This is a genomic window from Azospira sp. I13, assembly GCF_003112695.1.
Classification (GTDB): domain Bacteria; phylum Pseudomonadota; class Gammaproteobacteria; order Burkholderiales; family Rhodocyclaceae; genus Azospira.
In genome coordinates this window covers 374,573-398,872 of record NZ_BFBP01000003.1, presented here as the reverse complement: position 1 = coordinate 398,872, position 24,300 = coordinate 374,573, and the positions used below count along the sequence as shown (strand labels likewise).

General features: G+C 61.9%; 26 protein-coding genes. 4 read left to right on the top strand and 22 right to left on the bottom strand.

The features are described from left to right. Positions 1–5: 5 nt before the first annotated feature. The 6 genes from lepA to rpoE are packed head-to-tail and all read right to left on the bottom strand — an operon-like array spanning position 6 to position 4,926. Complete coding sequence (gene lepA / locus AZSI13_RS04305; protein WP_109039932.1) at positions 6–1,799, bottom strand: translation elongation factor 4; 1,794 nt, start codon at positions 1,797–1,799, stop codon at positions 6–8. Between the two features lie 56 nt (positions 1,800–1,855). Further along, positions 1,856–2,104 carry a glutaredoxin family protein gene (locus tag AZSI13_RS04300; RefSeq protein ID WP_268807501.1) on the bottom strand — a complete coding sequence of 83 codons (249 nt, stop codon included), beginning with the start codon at positions 2,102–2,104 and terminating at the stop codon, positions 1,856–1,858. 10 nt (positions 2,105–2,114) lie between these two features. Beyond that, entirely contained in the window at positions 2,115–3,560 is a 1,446-nt protein-coding gene (locus tag AZSI13_RS04295) for a DegQ family serine endoprotease (protein ID WP_109039930.1), read from the bottom strand. Between the two features lie 41 nt (positions 3,561–3,601). Then, positions 3,602–4,039 carry a SoxR reducing system RseC family protein gene (locus AZSI13_RS04290; protein WP_109039929.1) on the bottom strand — a complete coding sequence of 146 codons (438 nt, stop codon included), beginning with the start codon at positions 4,037–4,039 and terminating at the stop codon, positions 3,602–3,604. Positions 4,040–4,070: 31 nt separating this feature from the next. Further along, positions 4,071–4,322 carry a sigma-E factor negative regulatory protein gene (locus AZSI13_RS18350; RefSeq protein WP_109039928.1) on the bottom strand — a complete coding sequence of 84 codons (252 nt, stop codon included), beginning with the start codon at positions 4,320–4,322 and terminating at the stop codon, positions 4,071–4,073. A 4-nt stretch (positions 4,323–4,326) separates the two neighbouring features. After that, complete coding sequence (gene rpoE, locus AZSI13_RS04280; protein WP_109039927.1) at positions 4,327–4,926, bottom strand: RNA polymerase sigma factor RpoE; 600 nt, start codon at positions 4,924–4,926, stop codon at positions 4,327–4,329. Positions 4,927–5,192: 266 nt separating this feature from the next. Here rpoE and nadB point away from each other — a divergent pair, with 266 nt between their 5' ends. Next, positions 5,193–6,770 carry an L-aspartate oxidase gene (gene nadB / locus AZSI13_RS04275; RefSeq protein ID WP_109039926.1) on the top strand — a complete coding sequence of 526 codons (1,578 nt, stop codon included), beginning with the start codon at positions 5,193–5,195 and terminating at the stop codon, positions 6,768–6,770. On the opposite strand, the gene AZSI13_RS04270 is transcribed toward nadB, so the two are convergent. The 9 genes from AZSI13_RS04270 to AZSI13_RS04230 all read right to left on the bottom strand — a co-directional run bounded on the left by AZSI13_RS04270 (position 6,748) and on the right by AZSI13_RS04230 (position 13,400). Then, positions 6,748–7,200, bottom strand: a complete 453-nt coding sequence (locus AZSI13_RS04270) for a protein YgfX (protein ID WP_109039925.1) — start codon at positions 7,198–7,200, stop codon at positions 6,748–6,750. The genes nadB and AZSI13_RS04270 overlap by 23 nt on opposite strands. A gap of 12 nt (positions 7,201–7,212) precedes the next feature. Continuing rightward, positions 7,213–8,445 carry a beta-ketoacyl-ACP synthase II gene (fabF, locus tag AZSI13_RS04265; protein WP_109039924.1) on the bottom strand — a complete coding sequence of 411 codons (1,233 nt, stop codon included), beginning with the start codon at positions 8,443–8,445 and terminating at the stop codon, positions 7,213–7,215. Positions 8,446–8,594: 149 nt separating this feature from the next. Further along, positions 8,595–8,831 carry an acyl carrier protein gene (acpP, locus tag AZSI13_RS04260; protein ID WP_109039923.1) on the bottom strand — a complete coding sequence of 79 codons (237 nt, stop codon included), beginning with the start codon at positions 8,829–8,831 and terminating at the stop codon, positions 8,595–8,597. 101 nt (positions 8,832–8,932) lie between these two features. Beyond that, on the bottom strand, positions 8,933–9,673 hold the full coding sequence (fabG, locus tag AZSI13_RS04255; protein WP_235609651.1) for a 3-oxoacyl-ACP reductase FabG: 741 nt from the start codon (positions 9,671–9,673) through the stop codon (positions 8,933–8,935). 5 nt (positions 9,674–9,678) lie between these two features. Then, on the bottom strand, positions 9,679–10,605 hold the full coding sequence (fabD, locus tag AZSI13_RS04250) for an ACP S-malonyltransferase (protein ID WP_109039921.1): 927 nt from the start codon (positions 10,603–10,605) through the stop codon (positions 9,679–9,681). 24 nt (positions 10,606–10,629) lie between these two features. After that, complete coding sequence (locus AZSI13_RS04245; protein ID WP_109039920.1) at positions 10,630–11,589, bottom strand: beta-ketoacyl-ACP synthase III; 960 nt, start codon at positions 11,587–11,589, stop codon at positions 10,630–10,632. Between the two features lies 1 nt (position 11,590). Further along, entirely contained in the window at positions 11,591–12,631 is a 1,041-nt protein-coding gene (plsX, locus tag AZSI13_RS04240) for a phosphate acyltransferase PlsX (protein WP_109039919.1), read from the bottom strand. Between the two features lie 77 nt (positions 12,632–12,708). After that, positions 12,709–12,888 carry a 50S ribosomal protein L32 gene (rpmF, locus tag AZSI13_RS04235; protein WP_109039918.1) on the bottom strand — a complete coding sequence of 60 codons (180 nt, stop codon included), beginning with the start codon at positions 12,886–12,888 and terminating at the stop codon, positions 12,709–12,711. A 20-nt stretch (positions 12,889–12,908) separates the two neighbouring features. Beyond that, positions 12,909–13,400, bottom strand: a complete 492-nt coding sequence (locus AZSI13_RS04230; RefSeq protein WP_109039917.1) for a DUF177 domain-containing protein — start codon at positions 13,398–13,400, stop codon at positions 12,909–12,911. A gap of 186 nt (positions 13,401–13,586) precedes the next feature. Here AZSI13_RS04230 and AZSI13_RS04225 point away from each other — a divergent pair, with 186 nt between their 5' ends. Both AZSI13_RS04225 and AZSI13_RS04220 read left to right on the top strand, forming a co-directional pair. Continuing rightward, positions 13,587–14,171 (top strand): nucleoside triphosphate pyrophosphatase, encoded by a 585-nt coding sequence (locus AZSI13_RS04225; RefSeq protein WP_109039916.1) that lies wholly within the window; start codon positions 13,587–13,589, stop codon positions 14,169–14,171. Positions 14,172–14,178: 7 nt separating this feature from the next. Beyond that, on the top strand, positions 14,179–14,913 hold the full coding sequence (locus AZSI13_RS04220; protein WP_109039915.1) for an SAM-dependent methyltransferase: 735 nt from the start codon (positions 14,179–14,181) through the stop codon (positions 14,911–14,913). Positions 14,914–14,917: 4 nt separating this feature from the next. On the opposite strand, the gene AZSI13_RS04215 is transcribed toward AZSI13_RS04220, so the two are convergent. The 4 genes from AZSI13_RS04215 to AZSI13_RS04200 are packed head-to-tail and all read right to left on the bottom strand — an operon-like array spanning position 14,918 to position 17,875. After that, positions 14,918–15,904 carry a S49 family peptidase gene (locus tag AZSI13_RS04215; protein WP_109039914.1) on the bottom strand — a complete coding sequence of 329 codons (987 nt, stop codon included), beginning with the start codon at positions 15,902–15,904 and terminating at the stop codon, positions 14,918–14,920. A 6-nt stretch (positions 15,905–15,910) separates the two neighbouring features. Continuing rightward, positions 15,911–16,261 (bottom strand): Rieske 2Fe-2S domain-containing protein, encoded by a 351-nt coding sequence (locus AZSI13_RS04210; protein WP_109039913.1) that lies wholly within the window; start codon positions 16,259–16,261, stop codon positions 15,911–15,913. Then, positions 16,240–16,896 carry an HAD family hydrolase gene (locus AZSI13_RS04205; protein WP_109039912.1) on the bottom strand — a complete coding sequence of 219 codons (657 nt, stop codon included), beginning with the start codon at positions 16,894–16,896 and terminating at the stop codon, positions 16,240–16,242. The genes AZSI13_RS04210 and AZSI13_RS04205 overlap by 22 nt, the downstream gene beginning before the upstream one ends. After that, entirely contained in the window at positions 16,880–17,875 is a 996-nt protein-coding gene (locus AZSI13_RS04200; protein ID WP_109039911.1) for an RluA family pseudouridine synthase, read from the bottom strand. Before AZSI13_RS04200 ends, AZSI13_RS04205 begins: the two co-directional genes overlap by 17 nt. A gap of 458 nt (positions 17,876–18,333) precedes the next feature. Between AZSI13_RS04200 and AZSI13_RS04195 the strand changes: the two genes are divergently transcribed. Continuing rightward, entirely contained in the window at positions 18,334–21,240 is a 2,907-nt protein-coding gene (locus AZSI13_RS04195) for an Rne/Rng family ribonuclease (RefSeq protein ID WP_109039910.1), read from the top strand. 479 nt (positions 21,241–21,719) lie between these two features. Here AZSI13_RS04195 and AZSI13_RS04190 read toward each other — a convergent pair whose 3' ends face one another. From AZSI13_RS04190 to AZSI13_RS04180, 3 genes are all read right to left on the bottom strand, one after another. Beyond that, complete coding sequence (locus AZSI13_RS04190; RefSeq protein WP_109039909.1) at positions 21,720–22,223, bottom strand: DUF2242 domain-containing protein; 504 nt, start codon at positions 22,221–22,223, stop codon at positions 21,720–21,722. A gap of 281 nt (positions 22,224–22,504) precedes the next feature. Further along, positions 22,505–23,419, bottom strand: a complete 915-nt coding sequence (locus AZSI13_RS04185; protein ID WP_109039908.1) for a pirin family protein — start codon at positions 23,417–23,419, stop codon at positions 22,505–22,507. A gap of 163 nt (positions 23,420–23,582) precedes the next feature. Further along, entirely contained in the window at positions 23,583–24,191 is a 609-nt protein-coding gene (locus AZSI13_RS04180; RefSeq protein WP_109039907.1) for an FMN-dependent NADH-azoreductase, read from the bottom strand. Between the last annotated feature and the right edge of the window lie 109 nt (positions 24,192–24,300).

Below are 24,300 nucleotides of genomic sequence, written 5' to 3'. Positions count from 1 at the left end.
GTCCTTTACTTGCTATCGACGCGCAGTACGGCGAGGAAGGCTTCCTGGGGAATTTCCACGCTGCCCACCTGCTTCATGCGCTTCTTGCCGGCCTTCTGCTTTTCCAGCAGCTTCTTCTTCCGGGAAATGTCGCCGCCGTAGCATTTGGCCAGCACGTCCTTGCGCATAGCCCGCACGTTTTCCCGGGCGATGATGTTGGAGCCGATGGCTGCCTGGATGGCCACTTCGTACATCTGGCGCGGAATCAGTTCGCGCATCTTGGCCGCAAGTTCGCGGCCGCGATAAGGCGCGTTGGCCCGGTGCACGATGATGGACAGGGCATCCACCTTCTCGCTGTTGATGAGAATGTCCACCTTCACCACATCGGCCGCCCGGTATTCCTTGAACTCATAGTCCAGGGAGGCATAACCCCGGGAAACGGACTTCAGTTTGTCGAAGAAGTCCATCACCACTTCGGCCATGGGCATCTCATAGACCAGCTTCACCTGACGACCGTGGTAGTGCATGTCCACCTGGTTGCCGCGCTTAGCGTTGCACAAGGTGATAACGCTGCCCAGGTAGTCCTGGGGCACAAAAATGGTGGCCGTGATCATGGGCTCGCGGATTTCCTCCACCTTGCCGCCATCGGGCAGCTTGGAGGGGTTCTCCACCTGGATAACGGAGCCGTCGCGCATCACCACTTCATAAACCACGGTGGGGGCGGTGGTGATCAGGTCCTGATCGAATTCCCGCTCCAGGCGCTCCTGCACGATTTCCATGTGCAGCAGGCCGAGGAAGCCGCAGCGGAAGCCGAAACCCAGGGCCTGGGAGACTTCCGGCTCGAACTGCAGGGAGGCGTCGTTGAGGCGCAGTTTCTCCAGGGAGTCCCGCAGCTGGTCGTACTGGTTGGATTCCACCGGATAGAGCCCGGCGAACACCTGGGGCTTGATTTCCTTGAAGCCGGGCAGGGCTTCCTGGGCCGGCCGATCCACCAGGGTGACGGTATCGCCCACCTTGGCGGCATTCAGTTCCTTGATGCCGGAAATGATGAAGCCCACCTCGCCGGCCCGCAGTTCGCTGCGGGAAACGGACTTGGGCGTGAACACCCCGACCTGCTCGCACAGGTGCACCGCACCGGTGGACATCAGGCGGATCTTGTCCTTGGGCTTCAGCACCCCATCCACCACCCGCACCAGCATCACCACGCCGACGTAGTTGTCGAACCAGGAATCCACCAGCAGGGCCTTCAGCGGCGCTTCGGGATCACCCTTGGGCGGGGGGATGTTGGCAATGACGGATTCGAGAATGTCTTCCACCCCCAGGCCGGTCTTGGCGGAAGCCAGCACCGCATCGGTGGCGTCGATGCCGATGACGTCTTCGATTTCCTGCCGTGCGCCATCCGGGTTGGCAGACGGCAAGTCAATCTTGTTCAGCACCGGCACCACTTCCACCCCCAGTTCAAGGGCGGTATAGCAGTTGGCCACGGTCTGGGCTTCCACCCCTTGGGAGGCATCCACCACCAGCAGTGCGCCTTCGCAGGCCGAGAGGGAACGGGAGACTTCATAGGAGAAGTCCACGTGCCCCGGGGTGTCGATGAGATTCAGGTTGTAGACCTTGCCGTCCCGCGCCTTGTAGCTGAGAGCGGCCGTCTGGGCCTTGATGGTGATGCCCCGCTCCCGCTCCAAATCCATGGAGTCGAGCACCTGAGCTTCCATTTCCCGGTCGGAAAGGCCGCCGCAGAGATGGATGATACGGTCCGCCAGGGTGGATTTACCGTGGTCGATGTGGGCGATGATGGAGAAGTTGCGGATGTGTTGCATATGAGAAAAAGGGTGCTGTGCAGCACCCTTTTGAATTTGGCCGGAAAGCGCGGATTCTAGCGGATTTTGGCCAAAACTTCACGGACGGCAGGCGCATCCAGAAAGTAATGGCAAATCTCCTCGCCCTGATACAGGAGAACGGGCACCAACTCGCCCCAGCGTTCCTCCAGAGCCGGGTCCTCGTCCACGTCCACCACTTCGACCTGAGCCGAAAATTCGGCTGCAATCGGCGCCAGGGCCGCTTCCATGTCATGACAGAGATGGCAATAAACCCGTCCCAGCAATTGCAGGACGACAGGCGCCACGGGATTCATTTCAGTTGCCACCATTGATCCCCTTCACCGTAACAAAGGTTTGCATCTCGCCCCGGCGGATGAGCAGGGTGACGTTGCTCCCCTTCTCAAAGGCTGCCAGCTGCCGGTTGAACTGCTCCACCGTGCGCACCTCGATGTTGGCCCCCTTGTTGATGATGGCCAGCACCACATCCCCTGGCCGCAGGTCAGAACGGGCCGCCGTACCGCGCACATCCTCCACCAACAGGCCGCCACTAATCTTTAGCTCCCGCTTCTGTTCCGCCGTCAGTTCGGAAACAACGAGCCCCAGCCGGTTGGCCTGAGGCTCCGCAGACTTGCCCTTGCGGGCAGCACGCCCTTCCGCCTTGTCGTCAGAAGGCATTTCGCCAACGGTCAGGGTCAGCTCTCGGGATACCCCCTTGCGCCAGACCTGCAGGGAAGCCCGGGTCCCCGGCCGCACGCCCCCCACCATGCGCGGTAGGTCACTGGAAGCACCGACAGGTTTGCCATCGAATTTGAGAATGACGTCCCCGGCCTCCACGCCGGCCTTGTCTGCCGGGCCACCAGGCTCCACGGAATTGACGATGGCGCCGCCGACCCGGGCCAGTCCGAAGGACTCCGCCAGCTCCTTGGTCACCTCCTGGATCACCACGCCTATACGGCCCCGGCTGACCTTGCCGTTGCTGCGCAGTTGCCCCTGGATATCCATGGCCACATCGATGGGAATGGCGAAGGCAATGCCCTGATAGCCACCGGAACGGCTATAGATCTGGGAGTTGATACCCACCACCTCGCCCTTCATGTTGAACAGGGGGCCACCCGAGTTGCCGGGGTTAATTGCCACATCGGTCTGAATGAAGGGCACGTAGTTTTCCTGGGGCAAGGAACGCCCCTTGGCACTGACAATGCCTGCCGTCACCGAATTGTCAAAGCCGAAGGGCGAGCCAATGGCCACCACCCACTCCCCCACCCGCAGGGCGGCAGGATCGCCCAAGCGAGCCACGGGCAAACCGCTGGCGTCGATCTTGATCAGGGCCACATCGGTACGCTTGTCGGCACCGATGACCTTGGCGCGGAACTCCCGCTTGTCCGTCAAGCGAACGGTGATTTCATCGGCCTGATCCACCACATGGGCGTTGGTCAGAATGTAGCCTTCAGGACTAGTGATGAAGCCAGAGCCCAGGGACTTGCTTTCGGATTCCCGCCCCCAGCCATTACCGGGCGCCCCCTGGCCAAACGGGGTATTCGGCCCGAAACGGCGGAAAAAATCGAATAGCGGATCATCCTCGTCAAAGGGGAATGGCGCCCCGCCACGCTTCTGGCGTACCACCTGGGTGGTGCTGATATTGACGACCGTATTGCCGTACTTCTCCACCAGATCGGCAAAGTCCGGCAGGCTGCGGGCATCAGCCCCATGCAGGGAGAAAGACAAGGCAACCAGGGCAAACAACGTGGCAAGACGTTTCATGACGAAGCGCATCCTTTCGTTGAAGCGTTGAGTTTGAGATATCAGAGACGTTGCCGGATTACCGGCTGAAAACGGGGAGATGCAGCGCTTCGGTGCTGCAGGTAACGAACCAGAAACCAGGCGGTCCCGCCGCCGCATAGCGCCCCTAGCAACGCCCCTGCATCCCGGCTACCGGAAAAAGCGGATATCCATCCGCCAAGCATGGCACCGAAAATCAGCAACAGAAGCGGCAGGACATAGAGCAACAAGACGCTGCGCGAGACAGCCCCATCGGGCACACCAATGGCCACCCTGTCGCCCACCTGGGCATTCAGCGGGTTGAGGACCCGGAAATGACGGGGCCCGTGGCAGAACAACTGGGCCGCATTGTTGCCGCCACAGCCGCCTTTTTCGTGGCAGCGGCCACACCCCCCCTGACTAGCCTCCACCAGGGCGTAGGCACCATCCAGCCCGGTAACGGTCGCTTGGGTTTCAATCATGGAACAGGAAGAAGATCAGACGAAAAGGCAATCAATGGTGGCAATAGTGACGCATCCCGGCGCCCTGCCTGCCAATGCGAAACGGCTGGCCGGATACGCGGGGAACCGGCAAAAAAACCCGGGGAACAACGACGCCACCACCTTGCCGCAGGCAATCGCCAATCAGGTGATACACACCCCACTGGCGGCGCCACGGGGCAGAACGAAGCAGCCGGGAGATGGCCCGTTCGGCCAGGGGCTGTTCCAACTCCCCGTCCACCAGGGCGGAAAGCAGCAATCTCATGATCTCACCACCTTCGATCAGGGGCGGTATCCAGCAGTGGCCTCAGTTTGGTTGCCACCGCTTCCCGCGCCCGGAAAATACGGGAGCGGACCGTGCCGATGGGACAATCCATGATCTTGGCAATTTCCTCGTAGCTCAAGCCCTCCAGCTCCCGCAACATGATGGCGGTGCGGAGTTCCTCGGGCAGCGCATCCATCGCCGCATTCACCGTTTCACCGATCTGCTTCGACAACAGCAGGTTTTCCGGGGTGTTGATATCCCGTAATTGCTCGCCATCATCAAAAGTTTCGGCCTCCTCCGAATCGAACTCGGTAGAAGTAGGCGCCCGCCGACCCTGGGCCACCAGGTAATTCTTGGCCGTGTTGATGCCGATACGGTATAGCCAAGTGTAGAACGCGCTGTCGCCGCGGAAAGATGGCAAGGCACGATAGGCCTTGATGAAGGCCTCCTGGGCCACATCCTCCACTTCCGCCGGATCACGGATGAATCGGGATAGAAGACGGCCCAGCTTGCGCTGGTACTTGGCAACCAGCAACTCGAAAGCCCGCTTCTCACCGGATTGCGCCCGCTCGACCAGTTTTTGGTCAATCTCGCGTTCGCTCATGCTGTATGGATACCTTTTTTGGGGTGGTCGATGGCGCGCGGCGGCGCCTCCTTGATCAGGCGCAGTATAACGCAAGCCGTCTGCCCAACGACAAACCCCGACAGCACGAACTGGCAATTCAGACCGGCGCCGCCAGACAAAGTTTCCCGTTCGCCAGCGCACCTCAAAAAACGCCCTCGTCCGCTCGTGCTATAGTTTCAAGCCCTACGGTTCCCACGATCCCGTCTGGTCGTGGATGCAACAGCGGCACAACAAGAAGGCGCATCGTGGCCCAGCAATTCGACGTACTCATCATTGGCAGCGGTCTGGCAGGACAGTCCGCCGCCCTTCGCCTGGCAGACACCCACCGGGTCGCCCTGATCAGCAAGCGGTCCCTGGAGGACAGCGCCAGTTCCTGGGCCCAGGGCGGCATTGCCGCAGTCCTGGATAGCCAGGATTCCATCGAAGCCCACATCCGGGACACTTTTGAAGCAGGGGCCCACCTCAACGACGCCAAGGCCACCCGCTATGTGGTGGAAAACGGCCGGCGAGCCATCGACTGGCTGATCGAACAGGGCGTTCCTTTCACCAAGGATGAAAAGGGCTATCACCTGACCCGGGAAGGCGGCCATAGTACCCGCCGGGTTATCCACGTGGCCGATGCCACCGGTCTGGCCGTGCAGGACACACTGACCCGCAAGGTGCGCCGACACCCCAACATCACGGTGCTGGAGCAGCACATCGCCATCGACCTGATTACCGGTGCCAAGCTGGGACTGGCCGAGCAGCGCTGCTATGGCGCTTATGCCCTGGATACCCGCAGCGGCGAAATCGGCACCATCGGCGCCCAGGCCACCATGATTGCCACCGGCGGTGCCGGCAAGGTCTATCTCTACACCACCAATCCGGATACTTCCACCGGCGACGGCATCGCCATGGCCTGGCGGGCAGGCTGCCGGGTGGCCAATATGGAATTCATCCAGTTCCACCCCACCTGCCTCTACCACCCCCAGGCCAAGTCCTTCCTCATTTCCGAAGCCGTACGCGGTGAGGGCGGCATCCTGCGCCTGCCAGACGGCACCCGCTTCATGCCCGACCATGACCCGCGGGCGGAACTGGCGCCGCGGGACGTGGTGGCCCGGGCCATCGACTTCGAGATGAAAAAGCGAGGCCTGGATTGCGTCTTCCTGGATATTTCCCACAAGCCCAAGGAATTCCTGCTGGAGCACTTCCCCAACATCCATGCCCGTTGCCTGGAACTCGGCATCGACATCACCAAGGACCCTATCCCCGTGGTGCCAGCCGCTCACTACACCTGTGGCGGCATCGTTACCGATCTCAAGGCCCGGACCGATATTCCAGGGCTCTATGCCGCCGGGGAAGCCTCATGCTCCGGCCTGCACGGCGCCAACCGCCTGGCCTCCAACTCCCTGCTGGAGTGCGTGGTGTTTTCCGAAGCGGCCGTGGCCGATATCAAGGCCCAGCCGGGGGTGACGATTCCCAGCCTGCCCCAGTGGGATGCCAGCCGCGTTTCCGACCCGGACGAGGAAATCGTCATTTCCCACAATTGGGACGAACTGCGCCGCTTCATGTGGGACTACGTGGGCATCGTGCGCACCAACAAACGCCTACAGCGGGCTCAACACCGGATTCGCCTGCTGATGCGGGAGATTGACGAGTTCTATGTCAACTTCCGGGTCAGCAATGATCTGATTGAACTGCGCAATCTGGTGGCCACCGCCGATCTCATCGTCCGCTGCGCCCTACAGCGCAAGGAAAGCCGCGGCCTGCACTTCAGCCGCGACTATCCGGATCTTCTGCCCAAGCCCCGCAATACGCTGCTCAGGAAGGCGCGTCGCCGCTGAAGCGGGCTCGCCATTTCAACCACACCCGGAGTCGTCGAAAAGACTCCGGGGAGTCCAGCGAATCCCCCAGAATGACCCGCCCCCTGGGCAAGCGCCAGGCATCGGGCTCGTCGTCCAGGCGATAGCGCAACACTACTGCACCCGGCCAGACGGCTCCCGGCAGCAGCAGAATGCCGGGCGACGCGCCATCGACGAGGCCACAAGCCACCTCCCCTTTCTTCCCCAGACGCAGCCACTGCAAGCCCCTGCTACTGTGCAAACTCCGTTGCTGAACCAACAGGGACAGCAGTATTCCGGCACCTAGCACGCCCTTTGCCAGCAGCGGCATGGCGGCAATAAAAACGCCGCCTAAAGCGGCGGCGTGCATGGCAAAAGACAACCTTGCCAGTCGGCGGGAGGGGCGCAATTGCAAACGCAGCGGCAGCCCCATCCCTTTTTTCCGTCAGATGCGCTTGAATACCAGGGAACCGTTGGTCCCGCCGAAACCGAAGTTGTTCTTCAGTGCCACATCGATCTTCATATCCCGGGCCGTGTTGGCACAGTAATCCAGGTCGCATTCGGGATCCTGGTTGAAGATGTTGATGGTGGGGGGCGACACCTGGTGATGTACGGCCAACACGGAGAAGATGGATTCGATACCGCCAGCACCACCGAGAAGGTGGCCGGTCATGGACTTGGTGGAGTTCACCACCAGCCCCTTGGCGGCATCGCCGAAGGCCAGCTTGATCGCATCGGTTTCGTTCTTGTCACCCAGCGGGGTGGAAGTGCCGTGGGCGTTCAGATACTGCACCTGGTCCGGATTGATGCCGGCATTGCGCAGGGCGTTGAGCATGGAACGCTTGGGACCATCCGTGCTCGGGGCGGTCATGTGATAGGCGTCACCACTCATGCCATAGCCAGCCAGCTCCGCATAAATGCGGGCGCCACGGGCCTTGGCGTGCTCGTATTCCTCGAGCACCAGCACACCACCGCCTTCGCCCAGCACGAAACCATCCCGATCCTTGTCCCAGGGCCGGCTAGCGGTCTCGGGATCATCATTGCGGGTGGACAGGGCGCGAGCTGCGCAGAAGCCGCCCATGCCCAGGGGCGTCACAGTGGATTCGGCACCGCCGGCCACCATCACGTCGGCATCGCCGTATTCGATGATGCGGGCAGCTTCGCCGATGTTGTGGGTGCCGGTAGTACAGGCAGTCACAACGGCAATATTGGGGCCCTTGTAGCCATACATGATCGACAGGTTGCCGGAAATCATGTTGATGATGGAGCCGGGAACGAAGAAGGGAGAAACCTTCCGCACACCGCCGGCGATGTAATCGTCCTTGGTGTTTTCAATCAGCGGCAGGCCACCGATGCCGGAGCCGATGGCTACGCCGATACGCTCGGCATCCACCGGATTGGCTTCGAGCCCGGCGTCCTTGATGGCCTGGATGCCGGCTGCCATGCCGTAATGGATGAAAGTATCCATGCGGCGGGCGTCCTTGGCGGAAATGTAGGTACCAATGTCGAAATTCTTCACCTCACCGGCGATGCGGGTGGGGAAGGTGGAAGCATCGAATTTGGTGACGGCTGCAATACCGGAGCGACCGGCCAGAAGGTTTTGCCAAGCTTCTTCAACGCTATTGCCGACCGGGGAGACGAGACCCAGGCCAGTGATGACGACGCGACGACGTGCCAACTTATGCTCCGGAAAAAAAGAAGGGAGGGGTGCTGCGGAGTACGAAAACGACGGGAGACGAACAGGACCGGCCTTTCGTACCCCCTATGCCAATGCTGGACCGGCGCCACTAGGGCGCCGGCTGCAGGGGAAGTCCCGTGCCCGGGAAATTACTTCTTGTGAGCCAGGACGTAGTCGATGGCTTGCTGCACGGTGGTGATCTTCTCGGCATCTTCGTCGGGAATCTCGGTCTCGAATTCTTCTTCGAGGGCCATCACCAGTTCGACGGTGTCCAGAGAATCGGCACCGAGGTCATCCACGAAGGAGGACTCGTTCTTGATGTCGGCTTCGTTAACGCCGAGTTGCTCGGCAACGATCTTCTTGACGCGCTGTTCCAGGTTTTCCATTAAGGACTCCTTCCCTGTTATCGGGTATCAGACAAACTTGCTTATTTTACCAAAACGCCCCGCGCTTACAAAACGCGAGGCACGAAAGCGGAAAACCGCCATTAATCCATATACATACCGCCGTTGACATGGATGGTGCTACCGGTCACGTAGCGTGCAGCCGGGGAGGCCAGGAAAGCTACGGCGGCGGCGATGTCCTCCGGGCTGCCGAGGCGACCCAGGGGAATATTGCTCAGTAGACCGTCCTTCTGCTTGTCGTCCAGGGCTTTGGTCATGTCGGTATCAATGAACCCGGGAGCGACACAATTGACGGTGATGTTGCGGCTGCCCAGTTCCCGCGCCAGGGAGCGGGTCATGCCGGAAACACCGGCCTTGGCAGCACAGTAGTTGGCCTGGCCAGGGTTGCCGGCATGCCCCACCACAGAGGTGATGTTGATGATACGGCCGGTGCGAGCCTTCATCATGCCCCGCATGACAGCCTTGGAAAGGCGGAAAACGGCCTTGAGATTGGTGTCGATCACCGCATCCCATTCGTCGTCCTTCATGCGCATGGCCAGGTTGTCACGGGTGATGCCGGCGTTGTTCACCAGGATGGAAACTGGACCGGCCTCCTTCTCAATGTCGCCCATCAGGGCGTCCACCTGGGCCTGGTCGCGCACTTCCAGCACCGCTCCCTTGCCCTTGGCGCCGGCCTCAGCCAGGTAGGCCGAAATCTTGGCAGCGCCATCAGCGCTGGTGGCAGTCCCCACCACCGTGGCACCCAAACGGGCCAGTTCGAGGGCAACAGCCTTGCCGATACCCCGGGAAGCCCCGGTCACGAGGGCGATTTGTCCTTGCAGCATGGGTTTCACTCCAGGTTGAGATTGGCTTCGATTGCTGCCAGGTCGGCCAGAGCCAAGCCATTGACGCCATCGGCGCAACGCTTGGTGAGGCCGGCCAAGACCTTGCCGGGACCACATTCGGCGACATGGGTCACACCCAGGGCCGCCATCTTTTGAATAGTCTCGACCCAGCGCACCGGATTATAGGCCTGGCGGACCAGCGCATCGCGAATGCGGTCCGGATCGGACTCCACGGCCACATCGACGTTATTGACCACGGGAATGGCCGGAGCCTTCAGTTCCAGTTCAGCCAGACGGGCAGCGAGCTTGTCGGCGGCTGGGCGGATCAGGGAAGAATGGAACGGCGCGGAAACCGGTAAGGCGACGGCACGCTTTGCGCCTTTGGCCTTGCACACTTCCATGGCCCGCTCCACAGCAGCCTTGTGGCCGGCAATGACGGTCTGGCCAGCAGCATTGAAATTGACCGGTTCTACCACTTCGCCCTGGGCCGCTTCGGCACAGGCAGCACGAATGCCATCGTCGTCCAGGCCGAGAATGGCGGCCATGGCGCCGGTACCCAGGGGCACGGCCTCCTGCATGGCGGCGGCGCGCAGGCGCACCAGAGGTACGGCATCCTTGAACTGCAGCACACCGGCGGCCACCAGGGCGGAATATTCACCAAGGCTATGCCCGGCGAGCACGGCGGGAAGCTTGCCGCCCTTTTCCTGCCACAGGCGCCAGGCAGCAATGCCTGCAGTAAGCATGACCGGCTGGGTGTTTACCGTCTGAGCCAGCACTTCGGCCGGGCCTTCGGCCACCATCTGCCACAGGTCCTGCCCCAGGGCTGCAGAAGCCTCGCCGAAGGTGGCACGCACCACAGCGGAATCGCCGTAAGCGCCCATCATGCCGACGGACTGGGAACCCTGACCGGGGAATACAAATGCAAATGCCATGATGTCGATCTTCCGCGAATGTTCTTAGAACTGGAGCAGCACGGCGCCCCAGGTGAAGCCACCACCGACGCCCTCCAGCAGGACTTTCTGGCCCCGCTGAACACGGCCGTCCCGCACCGCGGCATCCAGGGCCAGGGGGACGGAAGCGGCGGAGGTATTGCCATGGCGATCCACGGTCACCACCACTTTGTCCGGACTGATGCCCAGTTTCTTTCCAGTGGATTCAATGATGCGCAGGTTGGCCTGGTGGGGAATGAGCCAGTCAACATCGCTGCTGGAAATTCCAGCCGCGTTACAGGTCTCGGTTGCCACATCGGAGAGTACCCGGACAGCAAACTTGAAAACAGCCTGGCCGTCCATGCGCAGGAAGGGGTCGCCGACAATGGCACCACCAGCAACATTGCCAGGCACAGAGAGAATGCCGTGGTGGCTACCGTCGGCGTGCAGGGCAGTAGCCAGAATACCCGGTTCCTCGGAAGCCTCCAGCACGACAGCGCCAGCCCCGTCGCCGAACAGAACACAGGTGCCCCGGTCGTTCCAATCCAGAATGCGGGAGAAGACTTCAGCCCCGACCACCAACGCCTTTTTATGACTGCCGGAGCGGACAAATTTCTCCGCTACCGTCAAGGCATAGACGAAACCGGCACAGACCGCCTGAACATCAAAGCAGGTAGCCCCCTTGTTGCCCAGCTTGCTCTGCAGCAGGCAGGCGGTACTGGGGAAAATGAAGTCGGGCGTGGAAGTGGCAACGATGATCAGATCCAGCTCGGCAGCATCGACACCAGCCATCTCCAAAGCGCGGCGGGCAGCTTCGAAGCCGAGCTCACTGGAAGTCTGGCCAGGCTCGGCCAAGTGACGGTTGCGGATGCCGGTACGGGTGGCTATCCACTCGTCACTGGTATCCACGCCGCGAGCGACCAGATCATCGTTGCTCACGGCCTGGGGCGGCAAGTAGCTACCCACCCCGGTAATCTTAGCGTACATATTAGGCTGGCTCCTGAACCGCAATCGCGGTGTCTTGGGGAGAAGCGGAAACATAACGGGCAACCTGGTCGGCGATGCGATCCAGCACACGGCCGCGAGCCTCTTCGGCAGCCCGTTCAATGGCATGCCGGAAAGCAAAGGCATCGGCAGAACCGTGGCTCTTCACTACGATGCCCTTGAGGCCGAGGAGGCTGGCGCCGTTGTAGCGACGATGATCGACCCTGTCCTTGAAGCCTTTCAGCACGGGCATGGCAAGCAGGGCGATCAGTTTGGTCAGCAGATTGCGGCTAAAGGCTTCCTTGAGGAACGTGGACAGCATCTGGGCCAGGCCTTCGGAGGTCTTCAGGGCGACGTTGCCGACAAAGCCGTCACATACGACGACTTCGGCCTCACCCTTATAAACCCCGTCACCCTCAACATTGCCGATGAAGTTGAGACCGGAGGTGCGCAACAGCTCGGCTGCCCGCTTGACCACCTCATTACCCTTGATGTCTTCCTCGCCGATATTGAGGATGCCCACCGTCGGTTGCTCACGGTGATCCACAGCCGCCACCAGCATTGCACCCATGATGCCGAAATGCAGCAGATGCTCGGGGGTGCAATCCACGTTGGCCCCCATATCCAGGACATGGACATGCCCCTTGACCGTCGGCAGCACCGCACAGATGGCAGGGCGATCAATGCCCGGCAACATTTTCAGTACGAACCGGGATATGGCCATGAGCGCGCCCGTGTTGCCGGCAGAAATACAGGCGTCGGCCTCCCCTTCCTTGACCAGGTTGATGGCAACCCGCATGGAAGAGTCTTTCTTGCTGCGCAAGGCCTGGGCAGGCGGCTCATCCATGGCGACCACCTCGGTGGCGTGGCGCAGGACAATCCGATCAGACAGGGGAATAGGCAGGATCGCCCGGAGTTTTTCCTCCAGGCCGACCAGAATGACACGAGCGTCCGCGTTGCGACTCAAAAACTCGAGCGCAGCCGGCACGGTGACGTTAGGACCGTGATCCCCGCCCATGCAGTCGATAGCAATGGTGATTCCCATCCGAGGACTCGAATTGGGTAAAAGAAAAGGCAGGCAGTTCACCCCGTTCGGGGAACTGCCTGCCTCGTCTGAAAGGCTTACTCGCCCTTGGCCTTGGTGACCTTCTTGCCGCGGTAGAAACCGTTCGGGCTGATGTGGTGACGCAGGTGCACTTCACCGGTGGTGGATTCCACGGCCAGAGCAGGGGTGGTCAGGAAATCGTGGGAACGATGCATGCCACGCTTGGACGGGGACTTTTTGTTCTGTTGAACGGCCATAACTAGCTCCTAAAAAAACGTTAAGCCTTACCCTTGAGGCCGGCCAGCACGGCAAAGGGAGATTCCTTCACCGACTGCTCACCGCCTGCAGGGAGGCTGCAACCATCGTGACGCGGCACCACCGGCAGGCCGAGGATCACCTCGTCCTCGATCAGCGCCAGCACATCGAGTTTCTTTTCCGCCGGGAGAAAGTCCCTGGAATCGTCTTCCAGGTCCTCCTGGGTGAGATCGGCCTCGCTTTCCAGCAATTCGAGAGTGCTCTCGACATGCAACGGAAAATCCAGACGTTCCATGCACCGCTGGCACCGCAACGGGATGAAACCATCCAGCTGCAGCTGCAACTGGGCTTTGCCCAGCGCGCCGACCCGGCCCTTGAGCCGATAATGCACACCACCGCTAACTTCCGTCAGCAAGTCATGCACCCGGGGCATGTCGGCCATTGCGAGATCGCCCTCTAAAATACCGGCATCCCGTGCAAAAGCCTGACTATCGATCACAACCTGTTGCGACATAAGGCGCGGATGATATTATTTTCGGCTTGCCATGTCAAAGAAAAACACACCTGGGAAATCAGGCTTTAGGCCGCAAAGGCAAAGACTTATACACACTTCGCACAGACTTCATTGACCACCTTCCCCCAACCCAAGTTACGGCCCCTGCGACCATCTGGTGGCGGGAATCGCATTCTACATATCCCCATGCCCCACCCTCCTCTCGTTCTTGCGTCTACCTCCCCTTTTCGTCGGGAACTCCTGGCCCGGCTGAACCTTCCGTTTACGGCAGTAGCCCCGGACGTGGATGAATCCCCTCTTCCCGGGGAACTGCCCGAGCAAACAGCGCTACGCCTCTCCGAAAAAAAGGCCAGGGCCGTGGCGGCCCTGCACCCCAATGCGCTGATCATTGGCAGCGACCAGGTCGCCAGTCTGGAGGGAGAAATTTTCGGCAAACCCGGAGATCACCCCCGGGCCGCAGCCCAATTGCAGCGCATGCGGGGAAAGACGGTCAATTTTTATACTGGGCTGTGCCTCTACAACAGCCGCACCGGGGCCAGCCATTTGCAGGGCATCCCCACCCTGGTCACTTTCCGCCATGTCAGCGACGACGAAATCGAACGCTACCTTAAGGCTGAAACACCCTATAACTGCGCCGGCAGCGCCAAATGTGAAGGCCTGGGCATTGCACTCATCGCCCGCATGGAAGGCCCGGATCCCAACGCTCTTATCGGTCTCCCCCTCATCGCCCTATGCGACATGCTGCGGGCGGAGTCTGTCCAAATTCTGTAAATCCCCCATGAACACCACCCCCTCCCCCTCACCCGCTGCCGGTACGCTTTTTTTAATCCCCGTCCCCCTGGGGCCAACACCGCCGGATTCTGTTCTCCCGGCAGCAGTCTGTGAGCAGACGCGGCAACTGCGCCATTTCATCGCCGAAAATGCGAAGAGCGCTCGAGCGTTTCTCAAAACCATCGGCATGCCGGTGGCGCTGCAGGAAATTCAAATCCGGGAACTCAACGAGCACACCCGCAGCAACGAATTGCCCGCCCTGTTGGAAGACTTGCGCCAGGGCAACGATGTGGGACTGGTGTCCGAAGCCGGCTGCCCTGGTGTGGCCGACCCCGGCGCCGATCTGGTACGACTAGCCCAGCGGGAGTCGATTCCAGTCTCTCCTCTGGTAGGCCCCTCTTCCCTGCTATTGGCCCTCATGGGCTCCGGCCTGTGCGGCCAGCGCTTTGCCTTTCACGGCTACCTGCCGGCCAAGGAGGATGAACGAAGCAAGCGGTTAAAGGCTCTGGAGCAGGAATCCCGGCGCCTGAATCAAACCCAGATGTTTATCGAAACCCCGTACCGCAATACCCAGATGATGGAGAGCCTGACCCGTCACCTGACTCCGGACACCCTGCTCTGCCTGGCCAGCAGCCTGACCCTGCCGCAACAACGACTACGCACTCGAACCATCGCCCAATGGCGCAAAGAGGAAGAGGCAACCGCCAAGGAACCGACGGTCTTCCTCTTCCTGGCCCCCTAGGGCATTACCGGGCCTGGGGCTCGGCTGCCTGCCCCAGGGCCTTAACGGCTCCCTGCATCATGTCGGCTCCGAAACGCTTGGCAAAACGCTCGGCAATATTTTCCTTCTGGGTGTAATCGATCACCTTTTCGGCTTTGATCACATCCCGCGCCACGCTGCTGACGGTGCCGTAGCCATCAGCCAGACCCAGTTCGATGCTGCGGGCCCCCGTCCATACCAGACCAGTGAACATTTCCGGTGTTTCCTTGAGGCGCTGGCCGCGCCCCTGCTTGACCACGTCGATGAACTGCTTGTGGATTTCTCCCAGCATGGTCTGGGCCATCAGTTTCTGCTTCGGATCCTGAGGCGAAAAGGGATCCAGAAAGCCCTTGTTCTCGCCAGCGGTCAGCAGGCGGCGCTCCACGCCCAGCTTGTCCATGGTGCCGGTAAAGCCAAAACCATCCATGAGTACGCCGATGGAGCCCACCAGGCTGGCCTTGTCTACAAAGATCTTGTCCGCAGCGGCGGCCACGTAATAACCGCCAGAAGCGCAGACATCCTCCACCACCACATAGAGGGGCGTCTCCGGATGCTTGGCCCGCAACCGTCGGATTTCATCGTTGATAATGCCGGACTGCACCGGGCTGCCGCCAGGGCTGTTGATCCGCAGGACCACACCAGCGGTACCCTTGTCGGCAAAGGCGGAGCGCAGGGCAGAATTGATCTTGTCGGCACTTGCCTCACCACCGGAATCAATTACCCCCTTCAATTGCACCAGGGCCGTATGTCGTCCATCGGCCAGCTTTTCCGTATCGCCCCAGTCCACTGCTAGCACCAGCACCACGGAAACATAAACAAAGGCCAGCAGCTTGAAGAAAATTCCCCAGCGCCGCCGGGCCTTCTGCTCCGCGAGGGAGGCGAAGGCCAGCTTTTCCAGCGTCTTGCGTTCCCAGGAAGGGTCGCTGCCGGGCTTGCCAGAATAATCGGGAGGGGGCAGGGTCGGTATATCCACGTTGGGTCAGTCCGAATCTAAGTAGTAAACAGCGCCGTCCCGCTCTTCCACGTCAAGGGGGGTCAAGCCCTTGCCGTGGCAGCGTCCCCCCAGGCATTGGCCGGATTCGGGAGCATAGAGGGCGCCATGGGTGGCACAAACCAAGTATAGCTTGGAGTGATCAAAAAACTCTCCATGCTGCCAATCGAGTTCTATGGGCACATGGGCACAGCGATTGAGATAGGCGCGAACCTGCCCGGAAAAGCGCACGGCAAACGCCGATTCTTCCCGTCCCCGACGGGTGACGGTAAAACGCACCCCACGCCCACCTTCTTCCAGGTCAGCGCTGGCGCAGATCAGGCGTGCTGACGCAGCCATGCCGCCAGGTCTGCCAGCTGGGAGAAACTGGCCAGCGGCTCGTGGGCCTCGAGGGTTGCCGCCGGATGGGCGCCATAGCTGACAGCCAAGGCAGGGACTCCTGCATTACGGGCCATGAGCAGATCGTGAGTGGTATCACCGATCATCACCGTACGCTCCGGCGATGCCCCCAACTCGTCCATCAGTTCCTCAAGCATTTGGGGATGGGGCTTGGAAAAACACTCGTCGGCACAACGACTGGCATGGAAGCTCGCACCCAGCCCGCTTACCTTGAAAGCCCGATCCAGCCCCATGCGGCTCTTACCGGTGGCGACTGCAAGCAGATGCCCTGCCTCCGCCAGTTCCTGCACCAACTCGGTTGCACCGGCAAACAATGCCAGTTCGTGATCCCGGGCAAGGTAGTGGTAACGATAACGCTCCACCATTTGCGGATAAGCGTCTGCAGCCAACCCCGGCACGGCGGAGCGCAAGGCATCCGACAAGCCCAGGCCGATGACGTGGCGAGCCTGGGCATCTGTGGGCTCGGCAACACCCAAATCCCGACTGGCAGCCTGAATGGCCGCAACGATGGCGGCCGCCGAGTCGAGCAAGGTGCCATCCCAGTCAAAAACGATAAGGTCAAAACGCTTCGCCATAGTCCTGTCGTTCACTTTCACTCAGGTGATGCAGAAAACCCGCCAGAGCCTCGGGCAGGGGCGCCTCCAAACTGAGCGGTTCCTTGCTCAAGGGATGGGGAAGCCGCATCCGCCAAGCATGGAGGAACATGCGCTTCAAGCCCTCCCGCTGCAATTCCTTGTTGAGGGCGAAATCCCCATACTTGTCATCCCCCAGGATGGGGTAGCCCAGATGGGCCAGATGCACGCGAATCTGATGAGTCCGGCCGGTACGAAGTTCCGCCTCAAGCAAGCTGAAACGCTCCCAACGAGCCACCAGACGGAAAATGGTATGAGAAGGCTTGCCTTCCGGAGCCACTCGCACCCGGCGTTCACCATTCTCTTGCAGGTACTTGAACAACGGTTGGCGGCAGTGGCGCAGCGGATCCATCCAGCGCCCCTGCACAGCCACCAGATAACGCTTGTCAGCCCCTCGGCCCGCACCACCTTCACGGAACATGTCGTGCAACGCCGTCAGGGCGGAGCGCTTCTTGGCCACCAGCAGGATGCCGGAGGTCTCCCGGTCCAGCCGGTGGGCCAATTCCAGCAGCTTGGCCTGGGGACGCTGATGGCGCAGGGCTTCGATGACGCCAAAGGACACCCCGCTGCCACCATGAACGGCAATACCAGCCGGCTTATTTACCGCCAGGAGAGCCTCATCCTCATAGAGCAAGGGAAGCTCGGCCTTGACGGCCTGCCCAGCCACTTCAGCGGCAGCCACTTCATCGGGACGACTGGCTACCCGGATGGGTGGAATACGCAACACATCCCCCGCCAGGAGGCGATAGGCGGCATCGACCCGCTTGCTATTGACCCGCACTTCGCCGCTACGCAGGATGCGGTAAATATGGCTCTTGGGAACCCCCTTGCACACTCGCAGGAGGTAGTTATCCAGGCGCTGGCCCTGTTCGTCGTCGCTGATGGTGGCCCGTGTTACGGAATTTTTGCTAACGTCGGGCATTTTGAATATACTGAAACGGATTTACGTGCGGCCTGAAAGAGGCGCTGCGCCGTGAGACCAGAAGGTTTTTCCCCTGCCGCATCATGTGCATCACTGTGTGTGCGCGGCATGACACTGAAGCGGGAAACCATGAAATCCGGCAGGCCTTGAGCGGCCTCAACCCGTGCCAACTTGTGCGGGATCAAGCCAACGCAAATCGGAACTGGTTAAGTTCGCTCACCAAAAGTAGCGATACTACTTGATTTGCGCGCCCTAAGCACGCGTCGGATCCCCGAGCAGATTTCCCGGCCCCGGTCATTTCCGGGCCCGCCGAAAGTTTTCCAGCGAATTCAGGAACACTTCCTCTTTTCACCATTAGTTGCACGCCATTCATGCGGACTTACCAAGCAAAATCCAACTAATCGTGTCGCTGCCTGCGCCGGGACTCCGTTCGTGCGAAAAGTGCGGGAGCCCAATAAATGAAACGCATGCTTTTCAATGCGACACAGGCTGAAGAACTCCGTGTCGCCATTGTCGATGGCCAGAAACTGATTGACCTCGACATTGAGTCAGCCGCCAAGGAACAACGCAAGAGCAACATCTACAAGGGTGTCATCACCCGCATCGAACCCAGCCTCGAGGCCTGTTTCGTCAACTACGGCGAAGAGCGTCACGGCTTTCTCCCGTTCAAGGAAGTTTCCCGCGCCTACTTCCAGCCCGGCGTGGACAATCGCGCCAGCATCAAGGAAGCCCTGAAGGAAGGCCAGGAAGTCATCGTCCAGGTCGAAAAGGACGAGCGCGGCAACAAGGGCGCTGCCCTCACCACCTTCGTTTCCCTGGCCGGCCGCTATCTGGTGCTGATGCCCAACAACCCCCGCGGCGGTGGCGTTTCCCGTCGCGTCGAGGGTGACGAACGGGCTGAGCTGCGCGAAGTCATGGACCAGCTGCAGGTGCCTGGCGGCATGAGCCTGATCGCCCGTACTGCTGCCATCGGCCGCAACGCCGAAGAACTGCAGTGGGACCTCAACTACCTGCTAAAGCTGTGGGAAGCCATTGAAGGCGCTGCCAGCAGCCAGTCCGGCCCCTTCCTCATCTATCTGGAAGGCAGCCTGGTCATTCGCGCCATCCGCGACTACTTCCAGCCCGATATCGGTGAAATCCTCATCGATACCGACGAGATTTTCGAGCAGGCCCGGTCCTTCATGGGCACGGTCATGCCGGCCAACGAGAACCGGGTCAAGCTCTACCGGGATGACGTTCCCCTCTTCTCCCGCTTCCAGATCGAACACCAGATCGAGTCGGCTTATTCCCGCCAGGTAAACCTGCCTTCCGGCGGCGCCATCGTCATCGACCACACCGAGGCCCTGGTCTCCGTGGACGTGAACTCTGGCCGCGCCACCCGTGGCCAGGATATCGAGGAAACCGCCCTCAAGACCAACCAGGAAGCGGCCGATGAAATCGCCCGCCAGCTGCGCTTGCGCGACCTCGGTGGCCTGATCGTCATCGACTTCATCGACATGGAGAACCAGAAGAACCAGCGTGAGGTGGAAAACCGCCTGCGCGACGCGCTTCGCCATGACCGCGCCCGGGTACAGATGGGCAAGATCAGCCGCTTCGGCCTGATGGAACTGTCCCGCCAGCGCCTGCGTCCTGCCCTGGCAGAAACCAGCTATATCCCCTGTCCGCGCTGTACCGGCACCGGCCACATTCGTTCCACCGAATCGGCTGCCCTGCACATCCTGCGCATCCTCGAAGAAGAGGCCATGAAGGACAACACCGCCGCCGTGCACACCCAGGTGCCGGTGGACGTGGCCACCTTCCTGCTCAACGAGAAGCGTCCGGACATCCAGGCCATTGAGCTGCGCCACAAGGTCACCATCCTGCTCATTCCCAATGTGCACCTGGAAACCCCGGCCCACACCATCCAGCGCCTGCGCCACGATGATCTGAACAGCGAGGACACCCAGCAGCCCTCCTACCGCATGATGGAAATGCCGGCTGAAGAAGTGAAGCAGTTGGCCAATGCCCAGAGCGAGGCCCGCCAGCCCCGCCAGGAAGCGGCCATCAAGCACATCGCCCCGGAGCAGCCCGCTCCCGTGGTGGCTGAAAAGCCCGCAGCAGCCCCCGCCAAGGCGGAAAGCGGTCTGCTCGGCAAGATTCTTTCCTGGTTCCGCAGCGAAAAGACGCCCGAAGCAGCCCCCGAGCCCGCAGCCGCCCCCCGCAAGGGCCGTGGCCAGCGTAGCGAAGGTCAGGGTCGTGGCGAACAGCGTGGTCGTGGCCGTGGCGAGCAACGTGGCCGTGGCCGCGGTGAACGCGCCGAATCTGAAGGTCGCAGCGAAGGCCGCAATGAAGGCCGTGGCGAGCGCAGCGAACGCCAGCCGCGTAATGCCGAAGCCCAGAACGACAATGCCGGCCGCGAGCAGCAACCGCGGGAAGGCCGTCGCCAGCGGGGTGAACGCGGCGAGCGGGGCGAACGCAATGCCAACGCCAATGCGACTGCCGAGAACGGCGAACAACGCAACGAGCAGCGCAAGGAACGTCGCGAGCGTCAGCCCCGCGGCGAACGAAATACTGAGGAAAAGGCCCTGCAGGCTGCCGCAACCGTTGAGGCCGTGACGCTGGCAGCCGGTGAAGGTGCTGCCGAGCAGAACGTGGCGCCCCAGGGTGAAGAAGAAGGCGGCCGCCGCGGCCGTGGCCGTCGCAATGGCCGCCGCGAACGAGGCGAACGCCGTCCGGACGCCGCCGTGGAAGCAGGTGTCGACACTGCTCCTGATGCCGCCATCGAAGTTGCCACCGGCAATGGGGAAGGCCAGCAGGCCGGCACCGAAGCCGTGCAGCAACAGGCAGCGGCTCCCGCACCCGTCGCAGCTCCGGTTCAGGCAGTCATCGAGCCGGTGGTTGCGGCTCCTGCCGACGCAGTCGTCGCCGCCCCCGAGGCCGCTGTTGCGGTGGTGGAAGCTGCGCCGGCACCGATCGTTGCCGTGGAAAGCGTCGCGGCTCCGGTAGTCGTGGAAGCTGCAGCAGTGGCCCAGCCCGAAGCGGCCGCTCCGGTGGTCGTTGCTGCGGTTACCGCAGTTGAAACGGTGGCAGCACCTGTGGTGGAAGCGCCGGTGGCACCGGTTGCTGCGCCCCAGCCTCCTGTCGCTGCCGAGCCTATCGCTCCGGTATCTCCTGTCGCCCCGGTTCAAGCTGCGGCGGTGGATATCGACCAGGCCCTCGAAGCCAGCGGTCTGGTCATGGTGGAAACCAGTCAGGAACAGGCCCAGCAAGCCCGCCAGGCCCAGGCAGTGGTGGCAGAGCAGGCTGCGCCCCGCCCCCGCCGCCCTCGCCCCGCCCCGGTGGCCGTGAGCAACGAGCCCCTGGTTCAGGTGGAAACCGGCAAGTAAGCTGACCCGACAGCCGGAGTGTCAGGGCATTCGTGCCCTGCGCCGGACAGCCTCGCAAACCCCGTCCCTGTGACGGGGTTTGTGCTTTTCGGGGGGGGTGATTTGCTGCTGATTCGCTGCTGATTCGCTGTCGATGCGCGCCCATTCAACAGCCTCGCCGGCCACGACGGCCATCCCCGCCAGCATGGGTCGCACTTCGGCAAGCTTTCCTGAACCATTCCCCGGGGAGACTGGCCGAACCTTCAGCCATGCCAGGAAATTTCACGGCAACCCCATGAGAATGCCTGGAAGCCTAATAGGGACGCCATTCTTCCAGCCCCCACCAGCGCAAGCCAATCTGGACAGGGATCTCCGAGGATGTCCGCGCCCCTTCTAGGCCTCCGGGCAGCCCGGGGCGCCCCAGCCTCCTTTTCCAGGCTGACTCCCCCCTTCCCCGCTAGCGCTCCCCCATTAGCCTTTGGTCACCAGCCCCCGGCCAATCAGCGCCCCACACTCCCCAGCTCCCGGGTCACGGCCCGGTAGAAGCGCTCGTAGAAATCCCGCTGACTCACGGTTTCGCCCCGGGTCTTGACCTGTCCGTCGCTTTCGCTGCGGCTGCTGAAGGAAATGGGGGCAATCACCGGCACGCCGACCGAGGTGCTCTGGCGAGTGGTCTTGACGTCGAAATGCTCTTCAGTAGCGGTCAGGAACAGGGTGGCGCCTCCGGCGCGCTCAGCGCAGCTGGCATACACTCGCAGCACAGCATGGGCTTTGTCTTCACCGCGAAACTCCTTGCCGCCGCTGACATTGCGCCCGTCCACCGCCACCACGTAACCATCCCCCAGCAGCACCCGCCGCGCCGCTTCACACAGGGGGGCCGCCGCCACGCTGAAATCCCGGCGAAAGCGCGGGTCGGACTGAAAATCCTCCCGCTCCGCATAACTGCCCGGGCCGCCACAAGCGGCCACGATAAAGGGAAGCAGCCAAAGACCATGACGTTTCATTGTTATCTCCCTGCCTTGTCATTGCGGTTGAGATGGCGTTGTCACCGGCGTGGAGGGGCCGCTATCGCCTGAGTCCATTTTACGGCGGAGCGCTTACCCCGGGGCAAGGAACAAAAAAAGGCCGCCTTCCCCAAGGAAGACGGCCTCCTGTCAGCACCATCCGACCTCCAGACGACCAGCCTAGCATCACCAGGCCCGCCCGGCACCCTGCCGGCCAATCCAAAACGCCACGCGCCGCCGCCCCACGCGCCGCAGGGGAAGCGTCCGCAGCAACGGCGAAGTCAGGCCAGGGACTGAACCGCCGGATGATGAAACAGCCCGGCCTCATAGTCGCGAATGGCCTGGCGAATTTCTTCGTGGCGGTTCATGACAAAGGGCCCGTACTGGGCGATGGGCTCCCCCAGGGGCTGCCCGGCAATGAGCAGCAGACGGGCCTCGCTGGCGGCATAAATGCTCGCCCCCGGCGCGCCATCGTTGGCGAGAATGGCCATATGCTGGGCCGGCACCAAGGTTCCGGCGATGTCCACCTCGCCGCGATAGACGTAGGCAAAGGCATTGTGGCCCAGGGGCAGGGGCTGGAAGAAACGCAGCCCTGCCGGCAGGTGTACATCCAGGTAGAGGGGATCGGTATCCGGGCGCTGCACCGCTCCGGGGATACCGGCACTACTGCCGGCGATGACCCGCACCCGCAGGCCCGAGGCATCGGTGTACTCCGGGATGGACTGGGGCGGAATGTCGCGATAGGCCGGCGGCCCCATCTTGCGGGCGGCCGGCAGATTCAGCCAAAGCTGAAAGCCTTCCATCAGGCCCTGCTCCTGCTCCGGCAATTCCGAATGCACGAGGCCACTGCCGGCACTCATCCATTGAGCGCCTCCCGGCCCGAGCAGGCCGCTGTTGCCGGCGCTGTCGTGGTGGCGCATGCGGCCGGCAATCATGTAGGTCACCGTCTCGAAGCCCCGGTGGGGATGATCGGGAAAGCCGCCGATGTAGTCCTCCGGATTTTCGTTACGGAAGGCATCGAGCATGAGAAACGGGTCGAGGCGGCGTTGCAGGTCCTGGGTCAGCACCCGGGTGAGGCGCACGCCGGCCCCGTCGGCGGTGGCCATGCCGCGCACCAGACGCTCCACGGCGCGTCCGGCGGCGGACGTTGTCACCGTACTGGCGGCTCGGGGGGCATCTGTGATGATCGTACTCATGAGGGTTCTCCTGCCGCACGGCGGCTGGCTGTGACTGGATGGTGCGCACAATGCCGGCGGCTGAGCGCCGGCCGCGGCCCGGCGACCAATCAAGGGCTGGTAAAGCTTCGACAGCCGGCCATGCCGCTCCGTGCCATGGGGCCGGGAGCGGCAGGCCAAGCCATCAGGCGGCGACGGTATGGATGGCGTCGATCTGGGCCTGGGCCTCTGCAAAAGCCTTGGAGGCAGACTCGGCGCCCATGGCCAAGCCTTCGGCGTAGATGAATTCCACCTCGGTCATACCGAGGAAGGCCAGCACGCTCTGCAGGAAGGGCACCTGGGAATCGTCCGGAGTGCCCCGGTAGAGACCACCGCGAGCCAGCGCCACGTACACCTTCTTGCCCTTGATCAGGCCCTCCGGTCCTTTCTCGGTGTAGCGGAAGGTCACGCCGGCCCGGGCAATGGCATCGATCCAGGCCTTCAACTGCACCGGCACACCGAAGTTGTACATGGGCACGCCGAGGACGATGGCATCGACGGATTGCACCTGGGCAATCAGGGCATCATCCAGGGCCACGCGGGCGGCCTGCTCAGGCGTACGCTGGTCGGCAGGAGTGAACAGGGCGGCAAGCGCCGGTTCGTCGAGAACCGGGTGGGGATTCGCTGCCAGGTCGCGCAGTTGCACCTCGGCGCCAGGATGGGCAGCCACCAGGCGGGCGGTAATGGCATCGGCCAGACGGGTGGAATTGGCACCGGCGGAACGGGCGCTGGCGTTGATTTGCAGGATTTTCATGATCGTTTCTCCGTTGAAGTTGGGGTTCCGCTCCCGCGGGGCGGAGGCTAGCGAACCATTGAGTGCACTTTATTACCCTCAATAACGCTCCGGAAGCCATCGATATGGA